The following is a 24,894-nucleotide window of genomic DNA, read 5'->3' on the forward strand; positions in this document are numbered from 1 at the left end:
TTAGACAAATAATTCACAATGTAATATAATAGCGTTGTAAGTAAGTGAATGAATTCACAATCTTGAGGAGGAGTCGGAATGACAAATAAAATTACAAATGTTGAGGAGTTAATGTCAACTCTTGAAACAATGCGCGCAGCTCAACGTGAGTTTGCCACATTTACACAAGAACAAGTTGATGAATTATTCTACAAAGCGGCAATGGCAATTAATAATTTACGTATTCCGTTAGCACAAATGGCAGTAGAAGAAACGGGAATGGGATTAGTTGAAGATAAAGTTATTAAAAATCATTACGCTTCAGAATATATCTATAATAAATATCGTAATGAAAAAACATGTGGGGTTTTATCTGAAGATTTATCGTTCGGAATTCAAAAAGTTGCTGAGCCAGTAGGGGTAATCGGAGCAGTAATTCCAACAACAAATCCAACATCTACAGCATGTTTTAAATGTTTAATGGCAATTAAAACTCGTAATGCAATTGTTATTTCAGCCCATCCACGTGCTAAAAATTGTACAAACTATACAGCCCAAGTGATTCGTGAAACAATTGAAGCAGCAGGAGCTCCAAAAGGATTAATTGCATGGATCGATGCACCAAGTATTGAATTAACAAATACAGTTATGCGTGAAGTCGATTTAATCTTAGCAACGGGTGGACCAGGAATGGTTAAAGCAGCATACTCTTCAGGAACACCAGCAATTGGAGTAGGGGCAGGTAATACACCAGTTATTTTCCATAAAACATGTAACATCCCAATGGCTGTTAACTCATTATTATTATCAAAAACATTTGACTACGGTGTCATCTGTGCATCAGAACAGTCAATCATTGTTGATGAGTCAATCTATGATGCAGTTAAGACTGAACTTACAAAGCGTGGAGCTTTATTATTAAATCCAGAGCAATTAGAGGCTGTTCGTAAGACAATCATTGTCAATGGCGCATTAAATGCTAAAATTGTTGGACAACCAGCATGGAAAATTGCTGAATTAGCAGGATTTGAAGTTCCTAAGGATACAAAAGTTTTAGTTGGTGAAGTGACTGATACTTCATTAGAGGAACCATTCGCTCATGAAAAATTATCAGTTGTCTTAGCAATGTACAAATCATCTAATCATGCGGAAGCAGTGGATATGGCTGAAACATTAGTTAACCATAGTGGTCTAGGGCATACTTCAGCTATTTATGCAGATGAGTTACGTGCTGAAGCTGATATTCAAGCGATGGCATCTCGTATGCGTACAACAACATTCTTAATTAATCAACCAACAGCACATGGAGGAATTGGAGATATCTTTAACTTTGCTTTAGCGCCATCATTAACTTTAGGTTGTGGTTCTTGGGGGAATAACTCAGTATCAGAAAATGTAGGACCAAAACATTTAATTAATATTAAAACGGTTGCTAAAAGGAGAGAGAATATGCTTTGGTTTAAAGTTCCATCAAAAGTTTATTATAAATTTGGATGCTTACCAGTTGCATTAGAAGACTTAAACTTCGATGGTAAAAAACGTGCATTTATTGTAACAGATAAAGTGTTATTTGATTTAGGATATACAAAACAAGTCACGGATGAGTTAGATCGTTACGGAATTCAATATACAATGTTCACAGATGTTCATCCAGATCCATTACTATCAGATGCTAAAAAAGGTGCTGAAGCAATGGCCAACTTCAAACCAGATGTCATCATCGCCTTAGGTGGAGGATCTGCTATGGATGCAGCAAAAATTATGTGGGTATTATATGAACACCCTGAAACTAACTTCCAAGATCTAGCAATGCGTTTCATGGACGTTCGTAAACGTATCTATCGCTTCCCTCAAATGGGTAAAAAAGCTAGCTTAGTATGTATTGCAACTTCAGCTGGTACAGGTTCAGAAGTCACTCCTTTCGCTGTAATCACAGATGATGAAACAGGAATTAAATATCCATTAGCTGACTACGAATTAACTCCAACAATGGCAATTGTTGACCCAGTCTTAATGTTATCCATGCCAAAAGGATTATGTGCTGCTTCAGGTATCGATGTATTAACTCATGCTTTAGAATCATTAGTAGCAACAGTAGCAACAGAATATACAATTCCATTATCATTAGAATCAGCTAAATTAGTCTTTGATTACTTACCAGAATCTTATCATGGTGGAGCAGAAGCAAAAGTAGCTAAAGAAAAAATGGCTAACGCTTCATGTATGGCAGGGATGGCCTTCTCTAATGCAATGCTTGGATTATGCCACTCAATGGCTCATAAATTAGGGGCTAAATTCCATATTCCTCATGGTATTGCAAATGCATTATTAATTAATGAAGTTATCAAATATAATGCAACAGATGCACCATTCAAACAAGGAACATTCCCTCAATATGAAACTCCTCAAGCAATCGAACGTTATGCTAAAGCTGCAGAGTATGTAGGATTAACAGGACGTACGAATGAAGAAAAGGTTCAAGCGTTATTAAATAAAATTGATGAATTAAAACGTGAAATCAATATTCCGATGAGTATTTCAGAATGTGGTGTATCAGAAGCTGACTTCTTAGCAGCAGTAGATGAATTAGCAGTTGAAGCATTCGATGATCAATGTACGCCTGCTAACCCACGTTACCCATTAATTGAAGATATCAAACAATTATACTTAAATGCATTCTACGGCGAAACAAAATAATTAATCACCAATCTACGCATACACTAATTTAAAACTCCAAACAGTGACCAAAGCACTCTGTCCTTTTTGACAGGGTGCTTTTTACTATTTTAAGATAAGATAGGATTACTGCATTCATCATTGAAAGGGGGTTAATCAAATCATGGCATAAAAATAGTTTTAATGATAGAAGAAGCAGTCTTATTGCTAGATAGCTAGCCTGTGTTCATGAAGTTTTAAGATTTTAACTTTGATGTGATTAGTATTAATGATTTATGAATTTTAAATAGAATAAAAACTCACATCGCTTTATTCTATTTAAAATACAGGGATACTACAGTATATATTTGAAAGAGATACCTTATAACAAGTAATCGATAGTTTATACAAAAAATATGAATTGAATTAAAATGAATGAATATAAAAAAGTTAACTATTACGACAACTTTTCTAAATAGAAACAGAAAGGTTTTCTACATTTAGTATATTAACCTAAATGTGTGATAGTCATGCCGTGTAAGGTAAACTATAGTCCAGGGCACACCTGACAGATTGTCGAAGACAATCTAATCCTCAACTGCTAGGGGGGGGTAAAAGTTTTTTACAATTGGAAAAACTTATCTGGACTTATAGAATAGTTAAGGTAAATACTATATTCTAAGAATATAAAAAAGTAGCACCGAAGTGCTACTTTATTTACTATGAGTTTATCTGCTCCAACGGAAACACCTCATTTATTAACGAATAGTTAATAGAATCAGTAGGATTTAAAACTTAAATCGCTCCAACGGAAACACCTCATTTATTAACGAATAGTTAATAGAATCAGTAGGATTTAAAACTTAAATCGCTCCAACGGAAACACCTCATTTATTAACGAATAGTTAATAGAATCAGTAGGATTTAAAACTTAAATCGCTCCAACGGAAACACCTCATTTATCAACGAATAGTTAATAAAAGCAGTAGGATTTAAAACTTAAATCACTCCAATGAAAACACCTTATTTATCATAACATTGATGATATTTAAGTGTGATTAACTCATAGTTGGTGGATTGGATCTCATATTTATCCCTCACGTATCTTTTGTAATTGATTGTGACTATCTGATTTATTTTTTGGTGGATTAACTTTCATGATTAATCCCTCACATTTTTAATGTTCTAGAATTAGAAAGTGAATCTGAGACCGAAAATAAATGCTTTGGTGGATTAGTTTCCATTGTCAATCCCTCACGTTTCAAATAGAATTTAAAGCGTTTGGTGCAATTAATTCACAGTAATACGTTATGTTAAATACGCTTTGGTGGATTAGCTTCCATCATTGATCCCTCACGTTTCATTAGAATTTAACGTGAACTCCGTATAGTTGGCGGATTAGTATTCATGGCATTCCCTCACATTCATGTTTATTTAAAACAATTGTGTTACAGGTTTGTACATGATGCTAAAACCCAATTGTTATTGTTGGTTTTGAGAACCTAATTGTTGTTGAGCTTGTTTCACTAAACGTTTAGTGATTTCACCACCAACAGAACCATTTTGACGAGCAGTTGCATCTGCACCTAATTGAACGCCTTGTTCACTAGCGATCTCATATTTCATTTGATCAATAGCATTTTGTGCTCCTGGAACAAGAAGTTTGTTACTGTTTGAGTTATTTGAGTTGTTAGCCATTTTGTTCACCTCCTAACAATCATTAGAGTGTCCCTAATGAACAAAATCATTCTTAAAAATAGATGGTAAAATTAACCAAAGACACTCTAATGGATACGTTTTATCTATAACTTAAAATTCTTTAGTTATTTTTGAGATGTTCCACCTAATTGTTGTTGAGCCATTGCAACGAGACGTTTAGTGATTTCGCCACCAACAGAACCGTTTTGGCGTGAAGATGTATCAGGGCCTAAATTTACACCAAATTCTCGAGCAATCTCATATTTCATTTGATCAATTGCATTTTGAGCACCAGGAACAACTAATTTATTACGTCTTGACATATTAATAACCTCCTGACATTGGTACCATTAAGGTAGAATGTAATTTTTAAACACTGTACAGATTAGAGTTGGAACTATTTTATTAAGCTTTGTTTAGCTTGGGCAATAAGTCGTCTAGTAATTTCGCCACCTACAGCCCCGTTTTCTTCAGCAGTTGCTTTACGACCGAAGTTAACACCAAGTTCATTTGCAATTTCCATTTTTAATTGATCAACTGCTTCTTGAGCACCTGGCACAATTAATTTATTTCGTGTTGCCATGATGTGACCTCCTGATCTTATGTTGAGTTTATTTGTTTGACCTCAACATAAGAAACTTTTCTTACAAGTCGAAGCTAAGTTTATTACTTCATCAGAAGTCGTGACTTAGTTTCTTATTTTGAACCTAATTGTTGTTGGGCCATAGCGACTAAACGTTTAGTAATTTCGCCACCAACAGAACCATTTTGGCGCGCTGTCGCATCAGGACCAAGATGAACACCGAACTCATTAGCAATCTCAGCTTTCATTTGATTGATTGCATTTTCGGCACCAGGAACAACTAATTTATTACGACCTGATTGATTTGCCATGATTGTCACCTCCTGACAATCATAATTTGCACATATTCGACAAAATAATACACAAAAAATGATTTTTTTGAAATTTATTTTCGATTTAATTAATGAAGAGTAGTGCAAAAAGCTAGAATACTAATCAGTCTCTTAAGGGGAGATATAGAAAGAGGCAACCATCTGATTGCCTCTTAAAAATTGTTTCTTCTTATATTATTGTTGGTTTTGAGAACCTAATTGTTGTTGAGCTTGTTTCACTAAACGTTTAGTGATTTCACCACCAACAGAACCATTTTGACGAGCTGATGTATCTGGGCCAAGAGTTACGCCAAATTCATGAGCGATCTCAGCTTTCATTTGGTCGATAGCATTTTGAGCACCAGGAACAACTAATTTATTACGACTGGCCATATTTGTCACCTCCTGACAATCATAATTTGCCCGCATTCGACAAAATAATACACAAAAAAATTTAAAAATATGAGGTGACAGAAAACAAAATAGTGTATAGTAAAGAAGAATTCTAAAATAATTTATAGGTGATGACATGTTAATTGAATCAAGTAGTAATCCTAAAGTTAAAAAATGGATGAAGTTAAAACAAAAAAAATACCGATATCAATCAAATGAGTTCATTGTTGAAGGTGAACACTTAGTATTAGAAGCAATGAATTCAAATGTTGTTAAAGAAATTTTAGTTAAAGAAGGATCAACGGTTCATTTAAATCCGGCTTTTAATGGAAAACAACCGGTTTATATTTTAAAAGAAAACTTATTTACTCAAATTGCTTCTACTGAAACACCACAACCAATCATGGCGGTCTGTGAAATGAAGTCAAAAACAATTGAACGTCACAATCGTTTATTATTGTTAGATCGTGTTCAAGATCCAGGAAATTTAGGAACCCTTTTAAGAAGTGCTGTCGCGTTTGGTTTTGATGGTGTCATTTTAGGAGATGGATGTGTCGATGTGTACAATGAAAAGGTCATCCGTTCAACACAAGGTGCGATTTTTAAAATTCCAATCGAGTTTCATTCATTAAAAGAATATGTGCCAATGCTTCAAGCGAATGGTGTTAAAGTTTATGGAACAAGCTTAGAAAATGGACAGCCGTTAGGAGAAATCGAAGAGGATTCTCAAATGGCGTTTATTTTAGGCAATGAAGGTCAAGGAGTTAATCCAGAATTACTATCCACAACAAATCGAAATATTTTTATTGAAATGACACAAAATATTGAATCTTTAAATGTTTCGATTGCGGGTAGTATTATAATGTACCGTTTTCGTCTATAATAAAGATGATGGGCCACATGGTAAAAATACTGGAAGAACACAATTATTCATGAATGACTTTACTAGCTAATTAAATTGTGTTAAAATAATTTCACATAGTATTTCGTGTAAGAGTGGGACTTCCCACTCTTTTGTATTATGGTTAAAATGTTTGAAAGAGGTGAAATCCTAATGTCAAATATCGTAGCTAAAACAGAAGAATTAGTTAAACCGATTTGCGAGGCAGCTCAAGTTGACTTAGTTGATGTTGAGTATGTGAAAGAGGGGCAAGTTTTCTTCTTACGTGTGTATGTTGATACACCAGAAGGAATTGATATTGACCAATGTGCGACAATTGCCGAAGCATTAAGTGAAAAATTAGATCAGCATGATTATATCGAAGATGAATACATGTTAGAGGTTTCATCACCAGGTGCTGAGCGCCCATTAAAAACAAAAGAAGAGGTGGCACAGTCTATCGGAGCTTATGTTAATGTAAGAACGTACAAAGCGATTGATAATCAAAAAGAATTCGAAGGTTATTTAACACAATTCGAAAATGATATCATGACACTTGAAGTATTAGTTAAAACTCGCAAAAAAACAGTTGAAATCCCTTATGATATGGCATCTAAGGTTCGACTTGCGATTAAGTTTTAAGGAGGATATATAAGGATGAACACGAAAGAGTTTTTTGCTGCTCTTGAATTACTTGAAAAAGAAAAAGGTATTTCAAAAGATATTATTATTGAAGCTTTTGAACATGCATTAATTAGTGCATATAAGAAAAACTTTAACCAAGCAACAAATGTTAAAGTTGAAATCAATGAACATACTGGAACAGTTAAATTATATCAACAAAAAACAGTCACTGAAGATGTAACGCGTCCTCAAGAACAAATTAGTTTAGCTGAAGCGATGCGTATCAACCCTCATTATGAAGAAGGAGATATCATTAACTTCGAAGTAACACCTAAAGATTTCGGACGTATTGCAACACAAACAGCGAAACAAGTTGTTAAACAACGTATTCGTCAAGCAGAACGTGATAATTTATTCCAAGAATTTAAAGATCGCGAAGGAGAAATTGTCACAGGCATTGTGGTAAAAGATGATGGTAAACATGTTTTCGTTGACTTAGGAAAAATTGAAGCATTATTACCAATGCGCGAAATTATGAACCCAGATGAAATCAAACCAAATTCACGTATTAAAGTTTATATTAGTAAAATTGAATCTAAAAATAAAGGACCAGTTGTTTACGTTTCACGTAAAGATCCAAACTTAATTAAACGTTTATTTGAATTAGAAGTACCAGAAATTTATGATGGAACAGTTGAAATCATGTCAGTTGCTCGTGATGCTGGAGATCGTACAAAAATTTGTGTGGCTTCAGAAGATCCAAACGTGGATCCAGTTGGAGCATGTGTTGGTCCATCAGGACAACGTGTACAAAACATCGTGGATGAATTAAACGGTGAAAAAATTGATATCATTCAATTCTCTAAAGACCCAGAAGTATTAGTTGCAAATGCATTAAGTCCAGCGCAAGTAACAAAAGTAGTAGTGGATGAAGCGAAAAAAGCAACAGTTGTTTTAGTTCCAGATAACCAATTATCATTAGCTATTGGTAAACGTGGACAAAATGCTCGTTTAGCAGCTCAATTAACTGGATGGAAAATCGATATTAAACCTGAATCTGAAGCTGAAAATTTAGGAATTGAACTATAATAAAAAAATCACGCAAGGAGGTCATTGTATGAAACAAAAGAAAATCCCTATGCGTAAATGTGTCATTACAGGTGAACAAAAACCTAAAAAAGAATTAATTCGAATTGTTCGTGGGACTGATGGTGAAGTATCAGTTGATACAACTGGTAAGAAGAATGGTCGTGGCGTCTATTTACACTTAACACCCGAAGTTGTTGCATTAGCTAAAAAGAAAAATATTTTAAGTCGTCACCTTGAAGTTGAAGTTCCTGAAGCTATTTATGAAGAATTAGCTGAATTAGCACAGAAACAAACGAAATAGGTGATGAAGATGAATCAACAATGGTTGAATTTTTTAGGCTTAGCATTAAGCGCCGGTGCTGTGATTACAGGAGAACAACTTGTAGTTGGGGCTATTCAAAGTAAAAAAGTACACTTTGTTATCATAGCAGAAGACACAGGAGCGAATACATTTAAAAAGGTCACTGATAAATGTAAGTTTTATGGTGTCGAATGGGTACAAAAAGCAGGTAGTGATGAACTAGGTCATGCATTAGGTAAAGACTTTAGAAAAGTTGTTGGGATTACCGATCCTAATTTTGCAAAAGCTTTAAAAAATAAAATTAATGCGTAAATGCATACATTAAGTGAGGTGACGAAATGAGAGTACATGAATATGCAAAACAATTAAATCTTTCTAGTAAAGAGGTGTTGCAGTTTTTATCAGACAACAACCTCTCAGTTAAAAGTCACATGTCAGTGTTAGGAGACGATGTTATATTGATGTTAGATAAAAATTTTAAAAATGAAAAAACTAAAATGGAGTCACAAGTAAGCAATGAAAAGGACTCTACAAATGATACAGACGATTTATTCAAATATGATGAGTATGTTGAAGTAAAACGTCCTAAAATTACAAAAAAGAAAAAAGCAAATCAAAAGAAAAGTAAAAATGATAAGAGCGATCGTATTGCAAACGTTCCTGTTAAAGAAGACAAAGATGCTGCTATCGTTTACTATAGCGATGAGTTAACAGTAGGGGATTTAGCTGAGCGTCTTGGAAAATCAACTGGAGAAATCGTTAAGCAATTATTAATGCTTGGAATGATGGCGACAGTTAACCAAACATTAGATCGTGAAACAGTTGAATTATTAGCTGAGGAAGCTGGATTCGAAGTAAAAGATAAAATCTTCACTGATGTAACAGAATTCGAAAAAATCGTGATTGAAGATTCAGAAGAAGATTTAGAAAAACGTCCACCAGTTGTTACAATCATGGGGCACGTTGACCATGGTAAAACAACGTTATTAGATGCAATTCGTAACTCACGTGTCGTAACAGGAGAAGCGGGAGGAATCACGCAACATATCGGTGCATACCAAGTGAACCACGGTGGAAGTGTCATTACATTCTTAGATACACCAGGACATGCTGCGTTTACATCAATGCGTGCTCGCGGTGCACAAGTGACAGATATCTGTGTTCTTGTTGTTGCATCAGATGACGGTGTTATGCCACAAACAAAAGAAGCAATCGATCATGCTAAAGCTGCTGGAGTTCCAATCATTGTTGCTATCAACAAAATGGATAAACCAACGGCTAACCCAGAACGCGTCATGCAAGAATTACTTGAATTCTCATTAGTTCCTGAGGAGTGGGGTGGAGATACAATCTACGTTAAGTTATCTGCTTTACAAGGTGAAGGAATTGATGACTTATTAGAAATGATTAATTTAGTTTCTGAAATGAACGAGTACAAAGCGAACCCTAAACGTTTAGCAACAGGTACAGTGATTGAAGCTAAATTAGATAAAGGTCGTGGACCAGTTGCAACATTATTAGTTGAAAATGGAACATTACGTATTGGAGATGCTATCGTTGTAGGTAATACTCACGGTCGTGTTCGTGCAATGGTTAATGATTTAAATCAACGTATTGAAGCTGCAGGACCATCAACACCAATCGAAATCACTGGATTAAATGATGTTCCTCAAGCAGGAGATCGCTTCATGGTATTCCCGAGTGAAAAAGAAGCACGTCAAATTGCTGATCAACGTACAGCAAATGCTCGTGAACTTGGAAATAAACCAGGTAAAGCCGTTTCATTAGATGACTTATTCTCTCAAATCCAAGAAGGAGAAATGAAAGAATTAAATGTTATCATCAAAGGTGACGTTCAAGGTTCAGTTGAAGCTTTAAGTGGATCATTACAAAAAATCGATGTTGAAGGTGTTAAAATTAACATTATCCGTGCATCAGTTGGAACAATCACTGAAACTGACGTAACATTAGCGGCAGCTTCAGGAGCAATCATCATCGGATTCAACGTACGTCCATCATCAACGACTCGTCAGCAAGCAGCTAACGAAGGGGTAGATATTCGTTTACATTCAATCATCTACAAAGTGATTGAAGAAATCGAAGCAGCGATGAAAGGGATGTTAGATCCAATCTTCGAAGAAAAAGTAACAGGACAATTAGAAGTTCGTCAAACATTCAAGGTATCAAAAGTTGGTACAATTGCTGGATGTTATGTAACAGATGGTTCTGTATCACGTAATGCAAGTGTACGTGTTATCCGTGATGGAATCGTCGTCTTTGAAGGTGAATTAGGTTCATTAAAACGATTCAAAGACGAAGTTAAAGAAGTTAACTACGGTTATGAGTGTGGTATCACGATCGAACGCTACAACGATATCAAAGAAGGAGATATCATTGAAGCGTACGTAATGGAAGAAGTAAAACGCGCTTAATAAACGGAATTATATAAAAAAGGGTGATTCAGGATGTCACAAATTCGAGTACAAAAACTTTCAAAACAAATTGAACGTGATGTAACGGATATCATCATGAATGAAATTAAAGATACAAAAGTGGGATTTGTTACGGTAACAGGAGCAGAAGTAACGAGTGACTTATCATTCTGTAAGATTTACTATTCTGTTTTAGGTGGAGAAAATCGTCGTGAAGCGGCAACAAAAGCCTTATTACGTGCAAAAGGATTTATCCGTAGTGAGTTAGGGAAACGTATGTCGACACGTAAAGTTCCAGATTTAATTTTTGAAATTGATGAATCAATTGAATATGGTAATAAAATTGATATGATGTTAGCAGATTTACGCCGTCAAGGTAAAATGTAATCATATTAGGTGAAAGGGGTCATCTCAAAATGAGGTGGCTCTTTTTTTGTGAGAAATAGCAGAGGTATATGGATGAAGATTAAGCTAATTTAACAATCATTTTTAAATGAAGATAGAAGAGGAGAAGTAATACTTATAAGCATTTTTATTTGACAGAAAATTTGAATTAGGGAGGGCTCAATCGGTAACATATTATTTTGTACAATAATATGTTACCAACACTAAATGAACCGAAAGCGTTATTTTAAAACCATTTATTAGAATGATATTAGAATAATCTGACAAAGTTTACGATTTTTCAAATCGACCATTTCTCATCAAATGCAAACTTTTTTAACAATTTTGTTTAATTAAGCTTGCATTTTAGGGTAGTAAAAAAAGATTAAAATATGATGAGATCAATGCTTTTTAAGTTCTCGAGTGAGGCATAAGTAAAGAGAAATATTGACATAAATCCTTATTATGGTAGATTATTTAAGTAGATAAGGGGGAAACAAACAATGAGTTTAACTAAAAATCAAAAATTAATGTTTATCGCTAGTTTCATGACATGGCTACAAACATATATTGTTTATAAATTTTTTTTCCGACTATCGTTGGTATCTTTAGGGGAAGAGATCTTAATTGTTATTAATTCAATTGGACCTATCTTATTAATTTATGAATCAATCTATTTTTTAAAACCCTCAAAAAGAAGTTTTGCAATTATCGGAGTATCAGCGCTTTTCTCAGTCATTATGATTGCAAATACATTGTTTTATAAATTTTATGATGATATCATGACGCTACCTATTTTACTTCAAATGGATAATACAGGAGGGTTAGGAAGTAGTGTGATGAACTTAATTGATTTTAAAGTATTATTTCTAATTATGAACTTACCTATTTTAATGGTAGCAAACCGACGACTAAAAGATTCAACTAAGGGTACTCCTCACTTTTATAAGAAATATTTTATTTCAATGATTGGAGCTTATCTTTTAACGTTTGGGTTATCGTATTTGAGTGGATTACCGATGTTTAACGTTCCATATAATCGTGAAGTTATGATTAAAACATTGGGCATCTATCAATATGGCCTTTATGATATTTATTTAAGTTTAACCACACCAATTGACTATGCGCTTGCTGAGAATAATGAATTTATTGAAGTGAGTAACTATGTCAAATCCAATCAAATTAACCCTAATTCCGAGTTGTTTGGAGTGGCAAAAGATCAAAATATTATTGTCATTTCATTGGAATCGTTACAAGAATTTGCAATTAATTTAGAAGTCAATGGGGAAGAGGTAACGCCATTTTTAAATCAGTTCATTCAAGAGTGTTATTATTTTAATAACTTTTATCAGCAAACGTCACAAGGGAAAACATCAGACGCTGAATTTATTACTGAAAACTCATTATATGCTGCTGATCGTGGATCAGCTTTTTATGCGAAATCGCAAAATCAATATGAAAGTCTCGCTTCTATTTTGAAGGGGCAAGGTTATTATACGGCTGTCTTTCACGCCAATGAGAAGGAGTTTTGGAATCGTGAGACGATGTATGAAGCACTTGGATTTGATCATTTCTTTGATGAATCTGCGTTTTTAGTCAACGAAGAAAATAGTTTTGGATGGGGATTAACCGACGAAGCTTTCTTTGAACAGACGTTAGATTATCTGAAAGGACTGCCCCAACCTTTTTATGCAAAGTTACTAACGCTCACGAATCATTATCCATTTGAAATTCCAGAGCAGTATCAGTACATTTCGCCAGGAGAGACAAATAATGAGATTGTAAACCACTATATTACGACCGTTCGTTACTTAGATGAAGCACTCAAATCTTTTATCACGAACTTAAAAGAAAGTGGCCTTTATGACAACACAATAATTGTGATGTATGGTGATCATTATGGATTATCAGAAAGTTATTATGAGGATTTAGCGATATTACTTCAGGAAGAAGAAATTACATTAAATCGACACTTAGATTTACAACGCGTGCCATTTATTATTCATTTGCCGAATCAAGAAGAAGGAGAAGTGGTTTCTACGGTTTCAGGACAGATTGATATGAAGCCGACACTTTTAAATTTAGTTGGATTACCGGTGAATGCGTACATCAATTTTGGACAGGATTTATTTGCCGCTGATCGTCGTGAATTGATTGTGTTACGAGATGGAAGTTTTATTGGAAGTGAGTATCGATATGCTGATTCAACATGCCTACGTTCTGATTCAGGTGAGTTGGTTGATCAAAGTTTTTGTGAGTCACTAGAAAAGGTGGCTGTACAAGATTTATACTATTCTGATTTGATTTTGAATAAGGATTTATTAAGATTCCAATAATCAGATTAAAAAACTGAGCATTCTCTTGTTTTCGACATAAAAAAGATGATAAAATAACACCATAATTGACATAATAGGTGGTGGGATTTGGTGAAAAAAACAAGTATTAGTTTTGGAGTTTTAATAGTGTTAGTGGTACTCAGCGGATATTTTATTTGGGGAGATTTTAATTTACAAGTGAATGCCCATGATACATATGATGTCATGCAAGGAGAAACGGATGGAGATGTCATCCAAGCTGAGACTAAAATTATTAATCTTTCTCGATTAGAACAGTTCTATAAACAGGTGAAGCGAAATAATGATGATCATATTACAGTTGCCATTCCCCAATCAAGCCAAAAATATGAGTTATATGAGTTACATGTTTCAAATGGAAAGTTAAAGCTTTACTATGATATTATTGAAGATGGCCAAGGAAGAAAAGAGTATAAAGTGAAGGTTTATGATTCAATGAAGAAAATTTATAAGCAAGACCAGGTCACTTATATTTTAATTAATGGTCAAGAAGAACGTTCGTTTTTATCATATAATCTAAAATAATGATGTGGGCAATGAGCCAAACTAATCCTAGGAATCTTCGTTTAAAAATAAATGAAGACTAGGATTTTTTATTGCAAAACGATAACGTTTCAAAGGAAGTAAGAGGTGAAACGCTTGAATCAATTATTAAAAGATAAACTATCTTTATTACCGATGAATCCTGGGTGTTACTTAATGAAGGATGCTAAGGGTCAAGTCATTTATGTGGGAAAAGCTAAACGTTTAAAAAATCGTGTCAAATCCTATTTTACAGGTTCACATAATGGAAAAACGGCACGTTTAGTTCGTGAAATTGTCGATTTTGAATATATTATCACATCGAGTGAACTTGAAGCGCTCGTCTTAGAAATCAACTTAATCAAAAAATATGATCCCAAATATAATATAATGTTAACGGATGATAAGCACTATCCATATATTAAAATTACGAATGAAACCCATCCACGACTCGTAACAACACGAAAAATAAAAAAAGATGGTGGAAAGTATTTTGGACCTTATCCAAATGCAACGGCAGCTAATGAAACGATTCGTTTATTAAATAAATTATACCCATTAAGAAAATGTCATACGATTCCGAAAAAAGTTTGTCTCTATTATCATATTCATCAGTGCTTAGGACCGTGTGAATATGAAATCCCAACCCAAGATTATAAACCGTATATTGAGGAAATTTCCCGCTTCTTAAAAGGTGACTATTCAAAGGTAAAAGCCGATTTAGTGAAACGAATGGAAGCAGCAGCTGAAAATTTAGAGTTTGAGCGTGCTAAAGAATATCGCGATTTAATCTTTCATATTGAAGCAACCGTTGAAAAGCAAAAGATGACATTAAATGATTTTATTGATCGAGATGTCTTTGGTTATGCTGAAGTTGAGGGACGAGTCTGCGTTCAGGTCTTTTTTATTCGTCAAGGAAAAGTGATTGAGCGTGAAGTATCGATTTTTGACGGAATCGATGATGTCGAAGAAGCTGTGTTAACGTTTATTGGACGCTTCTATCAAAGTAATAATACCTTAAAGCCAAAAGAAATTTTTATTCCTTCAACATTAGATCAAGAGTTATTGTCTCAGTTGCTTGATGTGAAAGTGATGGTTCCAAAACAGGGAGATAAAAAAGAACTTGTTGATTTAGCGATGAAGAACGCAGAGATGGCGCTGAATGAAAAACTTCAATTGATTGAAAAGCAAGAAGAACGTACGTTAAAAGCCGTTGAAAAATTAGGGGAGTTATTAAGTCTTCCAACGCCCCATCGAATTGAAGCCTTTGATAATTCTCATCATCAAGGAATGGATACGGTTTCGGCAATGGTTGTATTCACGGATGGTCGTCCAGATAAGAAAGAGTATCGTAAATATAAAATTACGACGACGTCAGAAGGTGACGATTATCAAGCGATGAAAGAGGTTATTTATCGTCGTTACTTCAAAGTACTTAATGAAGGATTACCAGCTCCAGATTTAATCGTCATTGATGGTGGGAAAGGACAAGTGAATGTTGCGATGGAAGTACTTGAATCATTAAATCTATCTATTCCGGTTGTGGGATTGGTTAAAGATGAAAAGCATCGAACAGCGTTTTTACTTGATGGCCGTGATATGGAAGAAATTAATTTAAAGAAAAAAGGTCGAGCAAATGTTTTCAATTTATTAACCCGTATTCAAGACGAGGTTCACCGCTTTGTTTTAAGTTTTCATCATCAAACGGCACAAAATCGTCAATTAACATCGATTTTAGATGAGATTCCAGGCATTGGACCTAAACGAAAACGATTATTAATTCAAAATTTTGGATCACTTGAAAAGATGCTAGAAGCAGATGACTCAGCCTATGAACAACTTGGATTTGCTCCAGAACTCATTCGTCGTGTGAAACTATTTATTGGAGAAGAACTACAGAAAAAACAATAACAATTCGCACGGTTTTGACTGATTAAGTGGCACTAATCATGACTTGATACATAAGATATACTAGATACGGTGGCAATAACCGTCGTATCAACGAGGATAATGACTACCTCAAAAGAATAGGGGGTAGAAAGGTTGAACAAAGGTCAGTCAATTTTAACGAAGAGAGAACAAGAAATTTTCGACTTACTCGTTCACAATATGACTACGGGTGAAATTGCTGAGGAGTTGAAAATTAGCGAAAAAACGGTTAGAAATCATATTTCAAATGTGATCTTAAAACTTAACGTCAAAGGACGCTCACAGGCGATTATTGAGCTATTAAGATTGGGTGTCATTAAACTATAAAAATCACCACCTTTAAAGGTGGTTTTTTTACGTATTTTTATATCAAGTCATTATTAGTTATTAGATTGTTGCTTAGGTAAGTGTATGATAAAATAAGGTTATCATTGTTAGGTGGAGGAATTTTAATGACGTTGGGACAGTTTTTTCAATTATTAAGTCTAGTGATGCTTGTTGTTATTTTAGGACTTGGAAATCAAATGGTGACATCTATTGCGCTTCATATCATTTTGATTGTATTTTTATATGGATTCGGTGTGCTACTCGATCGAATGAAACAAATTTTAGATTTATTAAAACAACAGCAAACTAGTAATGGTCAATAGTTATCACTGTTTTAATTTTTTATAAAAGATGGGTTGGGAGGTGCTAGCCAGTCATAAAGCTAATTATCCAAAGCATATAATAGATTATTAATCAACAAATGCTATCCCTTTTTGAAATAGATGAGCTTCATGGAATGACGACTAGATTTAGGAGTTAAATGTGGTAGTTATTGTAGGTTAAGCTTTGAAATCATCAGCCAGATTTAAAATTTTATCTATATGTAAAGCGAAAAAACTAGATATTTCAAGTTAAGCTTATTTCTTAAAATACTTGGATATTAAGACGGACTATAGTAACGATGGATCATGGACCATTTCTAACCGAAATGAATCCACCACTGATAGGGCTTAAAATTTTCCCTATAGAAATTTTATCGTGACGTATATAAATTTACGTCATTAATGACGTCGAAAAAAATGATTGCTCAGAGGTTGTGAGAATATAAAAAAATAATGTGCGAGTAGATTAAAGGGAGAAAGTGTATTATAATAATATAGAATGATGAAGATTTAAACTTCAGTAATTTTAAAGAAAAAAGTTTAAGGCATCATGTAGATATGATGAAACTGTTTGATGGAAGTGGTCAGAATGCTCGGACATACCGGAGTGATTTTAAAAATAAATTTAGACGAACATAAAATCTTAATGAATGAGACGTGGTTTTCATTCGACCCTAAGCTAACGGTATCAACGTCCATGATTGGACAGTCCGTGCAATATAGCTTAAGTGGGAAGAAGAAAATTAATCATCTTGAGTTAACGATGCAAAAATGTAAAGAATTAAAAGGGAAAATTCAATCTTTGAATTTATCGATTCCGCGTATTTCGTTACATACAGGTGGGCAATTGATTCATTTTTATATTACGCCCAAACATTTTAATGTTATTAAATATCAATATAAACCTGGAGATTTTCTTCAGTTTACGTATAACCCAATGGAATTCAAAATTGGAAAATCTAGTTATTTTGCGATTACAGCGATTAAAAACGAAAATCGTAAGAAAGCTGAAAATCCTCAAGTTATTAAGCACGAATTAAGACAAACAATTAATACGTTATTAGATTCGAACTATTATGCCTTTTTAGATTTAGAGTTTTCGATGAGTGGTCCTGAATACCGAGGGATGAAGTTTCACCCTGAAATTATTCAATTCGGTTTAATCATTGCAGATGCAGAAGGAAATCTAGTAGAGAAATTCTCTGCTTATGTGAAACCAACCTTATTCCCGCATGTTTCAGGAAAAACACAAGAATTCTTAAAAATTACCGAATCAGCGATAGCTTATGGAATGAGCTATCAAGACTTCTATGATTATATTAAAGAAGTTATTGCACGATATAACCCAATCTTCTTGGTTTGGGGAGTTTCAGATGGTTTCATTCTAGAAAACTCTTATTTATTAAATCAGGTTGAGCCTTTATTTGAAACCGATCAACTTATTGATTTACAACGTGTTCATCGACAATATTACCAAATTGGACAAGATATTGGACTATATAATGCCATTAAAAGTTATGAAATTTTTACGGGGACACAAATTCATGATGCGATTGTGGATGCGCTTGTTTTACATAATATTTTTTATAAATTTAAATCAATTATTTTATCGAATGAGAAATATCCATTTAAAGAAAACTATCAAAATATCATGAATAATCGCTAACCATGCAACGAACAAGATAATTTTTATCGAATGATTTAAAGAATTGACATCTATTCTCGACTCTTTAGATAACTTGCGGTAAAGGTTATCTTTTTTTTTACCCCTTCATATAGTAGCTATATATTTAAGAAGAGGTGAAAAGAAATGGAAACGAAATGGGTAAAAAAATTAACATTACCAGTCCTCGCAATGTTGTTTATTTATTATGCTAGTAGATCTGAAGATCCTGCAGCAAGAAACCTAGTCAATACGATGAGTGAACAAACATCGCAAGAACAAATCGTCTATTCGTCAGAAGAGTATTATGCAGTTTATGCCTTACATGAGTCAGACAATCTTGTCAAAACATACGTAAAAAAAGGTGAAGAAAGTAATCCAATTCAAGCAATATTTGAAATCTTAACAACTAAATCAAATCAGCTGCCTGTTGGAACCACTTCTTTAGTCTCACCTATGGCTACTTTAAATGATTACCACTTAGAAAATGGGATCCTGACACTCAATGTCTCACCGGAATTTTTAGATTATACAGCTGATGAAGAACAAGATTTGTTATCTTCTCTTGTTTGGACGTATACTGAATTAGTTGATGTCGATAAAGTGAAGTTTGAGATTGATGGGGAACCAGTGTCTAATTTAAATGGAACATTGCCAGTCAGTCGTGGACTTGACCGATCAATGGGAATTAATTTAGAATTAGATACAACAAACTTTGATGAAACGCAGCTTGTGACGCTTTATTTTGTAACAGATGATAGTAAAGATGGATTGCTGGTTCCAGTCACACGTCTCATTCCAGCTTCAACTGATCCAGTTACTTATGCTGTCTCTGCTTTAATTCAAGGTCCTGTGAATCAAAATTATGTGAGTGTTTTTGATCAAGAGACGACATTATTGAGTGATCCAGTTATTAGTGATGGATTAGTTTCATTAAATTTCAGTTCTGAGTTATACTATGACAGTCAACAAACAAAAGTTTCATCCACGATGTTAAAACAATTGGTGATGACATTAACAGAATTAGATGATATTGAAATGGTTTCGGTTTCAATCAACGGAAATATTAAAGTGATGGATGAGGTAGATCATTCTATTGCGGTACCAACGAGTCGATTCGATTTTGAATCATTAATTGAAGCCCAATAAAAAAGAGATTATGTTATAATAGGGGATGAAAGTTTTAATCAAGTAAGGTGATAAATATGAGAGCAAACGAACGTAAGAATAATGAACTAAGATCGGTAGAATTTATTCCCCATTATATAATTAATCCTGAAGGAGCCGTCCTTGTCTCATTCGGAAATACAAAAGTAATCTGTACAGCAACGATTGAACATAAGTTACCGCCATTTATGCGTGGACAAGGAAAAGGTTGGATTACAGCTGAATATTCAATGTTACCACGCGCAACTAATACACGTAATATTCGTGAAGCAGCACGCGGAAAAGTGAGTGGACGTACGATGGAAATCCAACGTTTAATTGGTCGCTCACTTCGTGCAGCTGTTGATTTAGAAAAATTAGGAGAACGTACGATTTGGATTGATTGTGATGTGATTCAAGCCGATGGTGGAACACGTACTGCATCGATTACAGGAGCAATGGTAGCGATGAAATTAGCGTTTGATAAATTAGTGGCTGATGGGACGATTGCTGAGTCTCCATTAAAAGAATATTTAGCCGCCATTTCGGTTGGAATTTTAAATGGTGAAGTCATTTTAGACTTAAATTATGAAGAAGATTCAGCAGCTGAAGTGGATATGAACGTGATTATGACAGAAAGTGGTCAATTTGTTGAAATTCAAGGAACAGGTGAGGAAGCAACATATTCTCATGCACAGTTACTTGAAATGTTAGACGTAGCAAGTCAAGGAATTCAACAATTAATCGCGATGCAAAAACAAATTAGCTAAGGAGTCTAGAGAATGAAAGAAGTTATTATTGCTACTAAAAATGCTGGAAAAGCTAAAGAATTTGAACACATTTTCAGTCAATATCATATTACTGTCAAATCGTTACTTGATTTTGAAGAAATCGAAGATATCGTAGAAGACGGAGAAACGTTTGAAGAGAATGCCTTAATTAAGGCGCGTGCAATTGCGAAACAATTTAATCAAGTTGTGATTGCTGATGATTCAGGTTTAGAAGTCGATGCACTTCATGGACGTCCTGGCGTTTATAGTGCGCGTTATGCAGGAGAAGGCCGCGATGATCAAGCGAATATTAAAAAAGTATTAAGTGAGTTAGAAGGTATTCCAACTGAACAACGTGGGGCTCGCTTTGTTTGTGCATTAGCTTTAGTGACACCTGAAGGAGAGGAGTCAGTCGTTCGTGGAACGTGTGAAGGACAAATCTTGACAGAGTGTTTAGGAAGTGAAGGGTTCGGATACGATCCAATCTTCTACTTACCGGAACTTGAAAAGACAATGGCACAAATTCCGAAGCATCAAAAGAATGTATTAAGCCATCGTGCGGATGCCTTTGCGAAATTACAAACTATTTTAATGAATTTAGTGTAGAGGGATGAGCCATGAAAATCGTAGTTGTTAGTGATAGTCATGCGGATGTAAAAAGTTTAAAACTCATTCGTGAGCGCCATTTACACGACGCAGATTTATTTATTCATTGTGGAGATTCTCAGCTCATGAGTAATCATCCGGATATTCAAGGTTACTTAACCGTACGTGGAAATTGTGACCTCGATCAGCAGTATCCTCTTCATCGTGTTGAGAAACTCAATCATCGAGAAACCTTATTTATGACACACGGACACCAGTATGATGTTAAATATTCAATGCAACGTCTTTACTATAAAGCTTTAGAAGTTGGAGCTAGCATCGTTTGCTATGGCCACTCTCATTGTATAGGAGCAGAAATGAATGAAGGCATTCTCTTCTTAAATCCCGGAAGTGTCGTTTTACCGCGCAATACAAAAGAGAAGACGTATGCCATTATTACAGCTGAAACTGATGAGTTAGAGGTCATTTATTTAGAGGTAAGCACAGGCGATGCCTTGATTCGCCAAACATTTAATCGTTAAGAAGAAAGGTAGGGGATCTAATGCCAGAACAAACTTACCAATACTATTTAAATCAAAAAACAGTGGCTGCACACTATTTAGAGCTCGGGAATGTTTCAAAAGCATTAGAACATTTTATTAATGCCTACCAAACACCCTTTGGAATAGAGGATTTAGATTTAATGCTTGAATTAGCTTTTTTATATGATGAAGTTGATGAGCAGAAAAACGCCATTCAGCTCTTTTATGACATGATTAAATTAGATCCAGAGTTTCCAACCTCTTATTATGGATTAGCGACGATTTATGATGATAATGAAGATTATGAGAAAGCCATTTATTACTACAAAAAAACAATTGAACTTGATCCGAATTATGAAGCTGCACATTTTTTCTTAGCTAATATCTATGATGAATTAGGAGAAAATGAAAAAGCTATTTATCATTATGAGAAAACGATTGAAATTGAGCCAGCCTACTATTATGCTTATATTAACTTAGGATGTATCTATGAGGCTGAAGATAAGAACTTAAAAGCTTATCATTATTTCTATCGTGCGCATCAAGTCGATCCAGCCGATTACATGGCACTATTTAATTTAGGCGTGGCCTGCCGAAAATTAGGACAAATTAAAGAATCTATTCGCTATTATCGTAAATCATTAAACAGCAATCCAGAGTATTCATTCACATACTTAAATTTAGCTATTTTATATAAAGAAGTATTTGAAGATTATCAAGAGAGTATCGCGTTATATACCGAGGGGATTAAATATAATCCTGAGGTTTCAGTTCTTTATTATAATCGTGCGTGTTGCTATGCCTTATTACACGAGAATGAAAAGGCGTTAGAAGATATTAAATTTTCAACTCAATTAAGTCCTAGTTTAATTGAGTATATGAAAACAGATGATGAATTGTCTGACATTAGACAAATGCCAGAATATCAAGCGATTTATAATGAATAACAAAAAAGACAGCTCCTTCTGCAGCGGGAGCTGTCTTTTTTATGTTAAGTTTAAATAATAGGTGTGGATAAGTTTGAGGGCGTATAGTAAAATAAGGAATCTACTGAAGGGGGAGATTTTATGAAACTTAAACAAACCGAATTAACAGAAGAGTTCGCGAAGCAAATTTGTACTTGGTGCTATGAAGCACCTTACGATCTTTATAATTTATCATCATGGGAAGAGATGTGTGAGGAAGGGTGGGTCCAAAGATTAAGATCTTAGGTATCTTCCATTGGTAGGGCTTAAATAATTTGTTTATAAAAGTTAGTTGGTTTTGTCAATTTATTAAATGAAGATGAGCATGTCTTCTTTGGGATTGGTGTTCATCCAGATTACTGCTCGAAGGGAATCGGTCAACAAATTATTGCATTGGCTAAGTAAGAAAGTATCCGTCGTTATGGCCAGAAACCGCTACATCTAGAAGTTCGTACTTGGAATAAACGTGCCATTCGTTGTTATGAAGCTCAAGGATTCAAAATTATCGCTACAAAGACACAAACGACCTCATTAGGAACTGGCGAGTTTTACGAATGAAACTTTATTGAAGCTCTGATTATTAATGAATTAGTCTCATGTTTACACAACGTGACCGTTATCTTAAGTAAAAAAGAAATAATTAGCATTTAAGGATTAACAGAAGAGATGAGATAATAGAATGTTACAGGAGGGGAATAGGATGGATTTAACCTTTAAAACAAAAGAAGGACGCTTTAATTATCGAGTGGCGGGGGTTATGATTCATGAAAATAAACTACTCATCATGAAAGATCATCGTGCTCCTTATTATTATTTACCAGGTGGACGTGTGAACCTTCATGAAACGAGTACATGCGCTATTTTACGCGAAATCAAAGAAGAACTTCAAGTAGAGGGAAAAGTTAATCGTTTGCTTTGGATTCATGAAAACTTTTTTTACGAACAAATATTAAATGAGCCGTTTCATGAAATTTGCTTTTATTACCTTATCGATTTACCAAAAGAATTTTTAGAAAGTAGTCCCAATCATTTTGTAATGGAAGAGAATAAGGATTGGTATTTGTCTTTTGATTGGATACCATTAAGCCGACTTGATCAGGTGATGATTTACCCCGAATTTTTAAAAGAGGCTATTTATCAATTACCAGAATTCCCTAAACATATCATAACTTATGATAAAAAGTCATAATAGATGTGGATAACTTACTGTAATTTACATTATATTCCAAACGTGGTATACTGATTAAAATTATAAAGAGAGAAGGAATGTAAATGTTAGCTCATAAAGGAACACAACGGATTGAAACCGAGCGTCTGATTTTAAGACCGTTTAAGTTATCCGATGCTAATGATATGTTTAAAAACTGGGCAAGTGATGATGAGGTGACAAAGTATTTGACATGGCCGACGCATTCATCTATTGAAGTTAGCCAAATGATTATTGATTCATGGGTGGCAGCCTATGAAGACAGTCGCTATTATCAATGGGCAATTGAGCTGAAAGAGAATCATCAGGCCATCGGAAGTATTAGTTTAATGAACGTAGATGATGAAAAGGAATGTGGTGAGATAGGATATTGCATTGGACGTCGGTATTGGAACCAAGGAATCGTAACAGAAGCTTTTCAGGCACTCATCCCCTTTTGTTTAAATGAGATTGGCATCGAACGATTAGTGGCACGTCATCATATCAATAACTCGGCTTCAGGAAGGGTTATGCGAAAATGTGGACTAAGTTATGAAGGGACACTACGTAAAGTAGAGAAAAATACCCAAGGAGAATTTGTTGACTGTTGCTATTACTCTATCTTGAAAGATGAGTATCCGTGTTCAAAATAAAAGGAGGGATAACACTTGCAGTGGTGGGTATGGCTTTGCTTTATCATTATGATTGCCTATTCAGGATACCCTGGACGAGTTAGAAAGCTAGAAAATCAAGTGAAGAAATTAAAGCGACAATTAAAGGGAGAGGAGAGTATGTCAAAAATTTTAAATTCATTAATCAATCAAGAGTGTATGATTAAGACAGAAGAGCTGTGGGGAAGTAATGATGGCGTTTATACTATCTTAGAGGCCGATGATGAGTGGGTGAAAATCTCATACACGACTAAAAAAGGTGAACGTAAACTCAAAATTATCCGAATTGAATCAATAGATACTATCGAACTGATTCAAAAAAGTGAATCACTCTAATCTGATAGTTCATTCAGTTTTGGGATGAATTAAAAATTTTATTTAAAGATATGATGATTTTTATAGTCATACTTTTTATTGCTCTATCAAGCTGTTTTACTATTATTTTCATGTTAAGACTCCGTTATTTTTCGATACTTTTTGCGACATATTATCACATTAAGCTAATATATGAAAAATGATCAATAAAATCTTGAACTTTAATTAAATATAACAAAAAAAGACCAACAAAATTGGTCTTTTTAA

28 protein-coding genes and 1 pseudogene are annotated in these 24,894 nt (G+C 34.3%); 24 read left to right on the plus strand and 5 right to left on the minus strand.

Features of this window, described 5'->3' with window-relative positions; translation table 11 throughout:
• Nucleotides 1-78 precede the first annotated feature (78 nt).
• Complete coding sequence (gene adhE, locus J0J69_RS13060; protein ID WP_212725754.1) at nucleotides 79-2,676, plus strand: bifunctional acetaldehyde-CoA/alcohol dehydrogenase; 2,598 nt, start codon at nucleotides 79-81, stop codon at nucleotides 2,674-2,676.
• Between the two features lie 1,440 nt (nucleotides 2,677-4,116).
• On the opposite strand, the gene J0J69_RS13065 is transcribed toward adhE, so the two are convergent.
• From J0J69_RS13065 to J0J69_RS13085, 5 genes are all read right to left on the minus strand, one after another.
• Entirely contained in the window at nucleotides 4,117-4,332 is a 216-nt protein-coding gene (locus J0J69_RS13065; protein WP_212724393.1) for an alpha/beta-type small acid-soluble spore protein, read from the minus strand.
• A 125-nt stretch (nucleotides 4,333-4,457) separates the two neighbouring features.
• Nucleotides 4,458-4,655, minus strand: coding sequence for an alpha/beta-type small acid-soluble spore protein (locus tag J0J69_RS13070; protein ID WP_055241174.1), 198 nt, complete (start codon nucleotides 4,653-4,655; stop codon nucleotides 4,458-4,460).
• Between the two features lie 74 nt (nucleotides 4,656-4,729).
• Nucleotides 4,730-4,915: an alpha/beta-type small acid-soluble spore protein gene (locus J0J69_RS13075; RefSeq protein ID WP_055241172.1), complete on the minus strand. Its 186-nt coding sequence runs from the start codon at nucleotides 4,913-4,915 to the stop codon at nucleotides 4,730-4,732.
• Between the two features lie 113 nt (nucleotides 4,916-5,028).
• Nucleotides 5,029-5,226, minus strand: coding sequence for an alpha/beta-type small acid-soluble spore protein (locus tag J0J69_RS13080; RefSeq protein ID WP_055241169.1), 198 nt, complete (start codon nucleotides 5,224-5,226; stop codon nucleotides 5,029-5,031).
• Between the two features lie 195 nt (nucleotides 5,227-5,421).
• Nucleotides 5,422-5,619, minus strand: a complete 198-nt coding sequence (locus J0J69_RS13085; protein ID WP_055241168.1) for an alpha/beta-type small acid-soluble spore protein — start codon at nucleotides 5,617-5,619, stop codon at nucleotides 5,422-5,424.
• 136 nt (nucleotides 5,620-5,755) lie between these two features.
• On the opposite strand from J0J69_RS13085, the gene J0J69_RS13090 reads away from it, so the two are divergent.
• The 23 genes and pseudogenes from J0J69_RS13090 to J0J69_RS13195 all read left to right on the plus strand — a co-directional run bounded on the left by J0J69_RS13090 (nucleotide 5,756) and on the right by J0J69_RS13195 (nucleotide 24,648).
• Nucleotides 5,756-6,502, plus strand: a complete 747-nt coding sequence (locus J0J69_RS13090) for a TrmH family RNA methyltransferase (RefSeq protein ID WP_055241166.1) — start codon at nucleotides 5,756-5,758, stop codon at nucleotides 6,500-6,502.
• Between the two features lie 171 nt (nucleotides 6,503-6,673).
• Nucleotides 6,674-7,141: a ribosome maturation factor RimP gene (gene rimP, locus J0J69_RS13095; RefSeq protein ID WP_055304999.1), complete on the plus strand. Its 468-nt coding sequence runs from the start codon at nucleotides 6,674-6,676 to the stop codon at nucleotides 7,139-7,141.
• A 15-nt stretch (nucleotides 7,142-7,156) separates the two neighbouring features.
• Entirely contained in the window at nucleotides 7,157-8,212 is a 1,056-nt protein-coding gene (gene nusA / locus J0J69_RS13100) for a transcription termination factor NusA (protein WP_055241162.1), read from the plus strand.
• A 28-nt stretch (nucleotides 8,213-8,240) separates the two neighbouring features.
• The gene (gene rnpM / locus J0J69_RS13105) at nucleotides 8,241-8,513 is read left to right on the plus strand and encodes an RNase P modulator RnpM (protein ID WP_055304997.1); all 273 of its coding nucleotides are present in this window, start codon (nucleotides 8,241-8,243) and stop codon (nucleotides 8,511-8,513) included.
• A 9-nt stretch (nucleotides 8,514-8,522) separates the two neighbouring features.
• Nucleotides 8,523-8,825, plus strand: coding sequence for a L7Ae/L30e/S12e/Gadd45 family ribosomal protein (locus tag J0J69_RS13110; RefSeq protein ID WP_055276367.1), 303 nt, complete (start codon nucleotides 8,523-8,525; stop codon nucleotides 8,823-8,825).
• 26 nt (nucleotides 8,826-8,851) lie between these two features.
• Entirely contained in the window at nucleotides 8,852-10,945 is a 2,094-nt protein-coding gene (gene infB / locus J0J69_RS13115) for a translation initiation factor IF-2 (RefSeq protein ID WP_055276369.1), read from the plus strand.
• Nucleotides 10,946-10,978: 33 nt separating this feature from the next.
• On the plus strand, nucleotides 10,979-11,332 hold the full coding sequence (gene rbfA, locus J0J69_RS13120; protein ID WP_055241154.1) for a 30S ribosome-binding factor RbfA: 354 nt from the start codon (nucleotides 10,979-10,981) through the stop codon (nucleotides 11,330-11,332).
• A gap of 500 nt (nucleotides 11,333-11,832) precedes the next feature.
• Nucleotides 11,833-13,665 (plus strand): LTA synthase family protein, encoded by a 1,833-nt coding sequence (locus tag J0J69_RS13125; protein ID WP_212725755.1) that lies wholly within the window; start codon nucleotides 11,833-11,835, stop codon nucleotides 13,663-13,665.
• 90 nt (nucleotides 13,666-13,755) lie between these two features.
• Nucleotides 13,756-14,208, plus strand: a complete 453-nt coding sequence (locus J0J69_RS13130; RefSeq protein WP_237297080.1) for a DUF4362 domain-containing protein — start codon at nucleotides 13,756-13,758, stop codon at nucleotides 14,206-14,208.
• Nucleotides 14,209-14,313: 105 nt separating this feature from the next.
• A complete protein-coding gene (uvrC, locus tag J0J69_RS13135; protein WP_237297082.1) occupies nucleotides 14,314-16,116 on the plus strand; it encodes an excinuclease ABC subunit UvrC in 1,803 nt (600 codons plus the stop codon).
• 132 nt (nucleotides 16,117-16,248) lie between these two features.
• Complete coding sequence (locus tag J0J69_RS13140) at nucleotides 16,249-16,461, plus strand: helix-turn-helix domain-containing protein (RefSeq protein ID WP_055241147.1); 213 nt, start codon at nucleotides 16,249-16,251, stop codon at nucleotides 16,459-16,461.
• A gap of 125 nt (nucleotides 16,462-16,586) precedes the next feature.
• Nucleotides 16,587-16,784, plus strand: coding sequence for a hypothetical protein (locus tag J0J69_RS13145; protein WP_055241145.1), 198 nt, complete (start codon nucleotides 16,587-16,589; stop codon nucleotides 16,782-16,784).
• A gap of 574 nt (nucleotides 16,785-17,358) precedes the next feature.
• Nucleotides 17,359-18,450 carry a 3'-5' exonuclease gene (locus J0J69_RS13150; RefSeq protein WP_055276375.1) on the plus strand — a complete coding sequence of 364 codons (1,092 nt, stop codon included), beginning with the start codon at nucleotides 17,359-17,361 and terminating at the stop codon, nucleotides 18,448-18,450.
• A 144-nt stretch (nucleotides 18,451-18,594) separates the two neighbouring features.
• Nucleotides 18,595-19,596, plus strand: coding sequence for a GerMN domain-containing protein (locus J0J69_RS13155; RefSeq protein ID WP_212725756.1), 1,002 nt, complete (start codon nucleotides 18,595-18,597; stop codon nucleotides 19,594-19,596).
• A gap of 56 nt (nucleotides 19,597-19,652) precedes the next feature.
• A complete protein-coding gene (gene rph / locus J0J69_RS13160) occupies nucleotides 19,653-20,363 on the plus strand; it encodes a ribonuclease PH (RefSeq protein WP_055241139.1) in 711 nt (236 codons plus the stop codon).
• 12 nt (nucleotides 20,364-20,375) lie between these two features.
• Complete coding sequence (locus J0J69_RS13165; protein WP_055241137.1) at nucleotides 20,376-20,969, plus strand: XTP/dITP diphosphatase; 594 nt, start codon at nucleotides 20,376-20,378, stop codon at nucleotides 20,967-20,969.
• An 11-nt stretch (nucleotides 20,970-20,980) separates the two neighbouring features.
• Nucleotides 20,981-21,490, plus strand: coding sequence for a YfcE family phosphodiesterase (locus J0J69_RS13170; RefSeq protein ID WP_055276379.1), 510 nt, complete (start codon nucleotides 20,981-20,983; stop codon nucleotides 21,488-21,490).
• Nucleotides 21,491-21,510: 20 nt separating this feature from the next.
• Nucleotides 21,511-22,437, plus strand: coding sequence for a tetratricopeptide repeat protein (locus tag J0J69_RS13175; RefSeq protein WP_212725757.1), 927 nt, complete (start codon nucleotides 21,511-21,513; stop codon nucleotides 22,435-22,437).
• 120 nt (nucleotides 22,438-22,557) lie between these two features.
• On the plus strand, nucleotides 22,558-22,701 hold the full coding sequence (locus tag J0J69_RS13180; protein WP_237252530.1) for a hypothetical protein: 144 nt from the start codon (nucleotides 22,558-22,560) through the stop codon (nucleotides 22,699-22,701).
• A 51-nt stretch (nucleotides 22,702-22,752) separates the two neighbouring features.
• Nucleotides 22,753-22,860 (plus strand): annotated as a pseudogene (locus tag J0J69_RS13580) (GNAT family N-acetyltransferase); the annotation flags it as partial.
• 295 nt (nucleotides 22,861-23,155) lie between these two features.
• Nucleotides 23,156-23,644: an NUDIX hydrolase gene (locus J0J69_RS13185; protein ID WP_212725758.1), complete on the plus strand. Its 489-nt coding sequence runs from the start codon at nucleotides 23,156-23,158 to the stop codon at nucleotides 23,642-23,644.
• An 83-nt stretch (nucleotides 23,645-23,727) separates the two neighbouring features.
• Nucleotides 23,728-24,294, plus strand: coding sequence for a GNAT family N-acetyltransferase (locus J0J69_RS13190; protein WP_212725759.1), 567 nt, complete (start codon nucleotides 23,728-23,730; stop codon nucleotides 24,292-24,294).
• Nucleotides 24,295-24,309: 15 nt separating this feature from the next.
• The gene (locus J0J69_RS13195; protein WP_212724400.1) at nucleotides 24,310-24,648 is read left to right on the plus strand and encodes a hypothetical protein; all 339 of its coding nucleotides are present in this window, start codon (nucleotides 24,310-24,312) and stop codon (nucleotides 24,646-24,648) included.
• Nucleotides 24,649-24,894: the final 246 nt, after the last annotated feature.

The organism is Turicibacter bilis (genome assembly GCF_024499055.1).
Taxonomy (GTDB): Bacteria; Bacillota_I; Bacilli_A; order MOL361; family Turicibacteraceae; genus Turicibacter; species Turicibacter bilis.